The organism is Peribacillus sp. NPDC058002 (assembly GCF_042886655.1).
Lineage (GTDB): Bacteria > Bacillota > Bacilli > Bacillales > DSM-1321 > Peribacillus > Peribacillus aracenensis.
Window position 1 is genome coordinate 1 of the sequence record NZ_JBHVQU010000425.1, and the last position, 2117, is coordinate 2117.

The 2117-nt window shown below is 38.7% G+C and carries 3 protein-coding genes; all 3 read right to left on the reverse strand.

Annotated features, from left to right (window positions below; all coding sequences use genetic code 11):
• Positions 1 to 1244, reverse strand: a 1244-nt coding sequence (locus ACFVSH_RS25885; RefSeq protein WP_387708643.1) for a xanthine dehydrogenase family protein molybdopterin-binding subunit, incomplete at its 3' end; no start/stop codon positions are given.
• Positions 1245 to 1275: 31 nt separating this feature from the next.
• Positions 1276 to 1878: a nucleotidyltransferase family protein gene (locus ACFVSH_RS25890; RefSeq protein ID WP_387708645.1), complete on the reverse strand. Its 603-nt coding sequence runs from the start codon at positions 1876 to 1878 to the stop codon at positions 1276 to 1278.
• Positions 1875 to 2117: XdhC family protein (locus ACFVSH_RS25895; protein ID WP_387708646.1), on the reverse strand; the 243-nt coding region annotated here is incomplete at its 5' end. The genes ACFVSH_RS25890 and ACFVSH_RS25895, both read right to left, overlap by 4 nt.

A 2117-nucleotide genomic window follows, 5' to 3' on the forward strand; every position in this document is an offset into this window, starting at 1 on the left:
AGATTACCCACCGTGCTCGAATTCAATTTAACTTGTGTCGGGGTTGAGTGCCCTGGGAGTATCGCATTCATTTCACGGAGTTCAAGTGGATCCATTCCAAGCTTTTTTGAAAGAGAATCCATAGTCCGCTCAAAAGCAAACAGAACTTCTGAATGGGCGAAACCTCGATAAGGCGAGGCATATGGATGATTTGTATACATACAGAGAGAGTCACACCAAATATTTTCTATATTGTAAGGTCCGGTGCAATCCACAGCTCCAGCACGGCTTAGATCTGTAGCTTTGTCGGCATATGCTCCCCCGTCCCATAAATACGTCAGCTCTGCGACCTTTAGTAAACCAGATTTTGTACAACCTAATTTAATGGTAGCATCTAATCCAATATGACAAGGTGATGTCAAAATATCCTCTTCACGACTATTTTCAACTTTTACTAGCTTGCCATTAACGGCCTTTGACGCGATATAAGCTAATAGTTCAAGTTGGACCGAGGCTTTACCACCGAATGCCCCTCCAACAAGTGGAGTGTTTACTATGACATTTCCAATTTCAACATCAAAGTAATCACTTATCAAACGCTTGATCATGAAGGGAGCTTGAGAAGAAGAAGTGATAATGATCTTATCATCTGAGTGAATTTCCGCTAAAGAACATCTTGTTTCCATGGCTGCATGGTCGGAGGGGGAAAAAGAAAACTTTTCCTCAATAATGATTTCGCTCTCTTGCCAACCTGTTTTACTGTCGCCTTTTCTGATTTTGGTTCGATTTGCTATATTTGTGCCTGGCTCGGGAAATACCTCGGATATTTTTTTATAAGTATCTAAATCTGGGTGGAGTAGAGGGTAATTGGGATTTAAAGCTTCCGTTGGCGAATTGACAACAGCTAAAGGTTCATAGATAACTTGAATATTGTCAGCTGCAATCTCTGCTTGTTTCATTGTATCAGCAACAACAAGTGCTACTACTTCTCCATGGTAGCGGACTTTATCTAGAGCTATGGGGTACCGATCCCTGATTTCTTCTCCCGTTAGTGGTAAATTCCCACCTGTTATGATTGCACGAACACCTGGAACTTTTTCAGCTTTAGTTAGATTAATATGTTTAATAAGGGCATGTGCATAAGGACTAATTACCTTTTTAACATGGAGGGTTCTTACTTCTTCTCGGTCTCCTGTGTAAATCGCCTGCCCTGTCACCTTTTCCCAAGCATCTTTTCGAATTACCCCTTTTCCGATAATATCCATATAGTCTCCTCATTTTCATTATTATTCTTATTTAATTGTTATCAATTTTGTTTTTCCAAAAAAGATATTCTTCCATATTATCAATATCAACAAACCATTTTTTCACATAAAAAGGAACAAGTATCCCCTGTTCTCTCTTCGCCATTAGAATCTGTTTTGCGCCTCGGTCTCCTCGTAAAAGGTGAATGTCGGAAAAGAGATCTTTGTCAATAAGTATGGGAGGTCGTATACAACCATGAAAACTAGAGGCAACAAAGGAGTAATTAGGGTTTCGTTTGTATATTTCGATGAGTTTGTTTATCATATTTGTTGTTATAAAGGGCTGATCAGCAAGTAAAATTACTACGGCGTCCGAATGTATGTTGTTTGCTGATCGTATACCTGTTTGGAGTGAATGGGATTGACCTGCTTCAGGTTCTTTAATTTCGGCCGTAATTATTTTTCCAGAACTAAAACCTGATGAATCCAGGTGGTTTAAATGATTCGAAACAATGATAATATCGTTAAGTTCTGATAAAACCGCTTTTTCTAATCCCCATCTTCCCATTTCTTTATTTCCTAATGGCAATGCTAATTTATTTATACCCATTCGATTACTATTTCCAGCGGCCAGGTATACCCCGGTTATTTTCATTCGGGATGTCCCTTCATTCTTTCATGCTGAATTAATTCGGCTATAATGCTAACTGCAATCTCGAAAGGGCCCTTAGCTCCAATTGATAAACCGATAGGTGAGTGTATATTATTAGGGATTTTCGTGTCAAATAAATTGGCTGTACGTTTTTTGGAACCTAAAATGCCTATATAGGATAATGGCTGATTCATTATTAGTGAAAGTATTTCTTTATCTCTCTGTAAGTTATGAGTCATGAT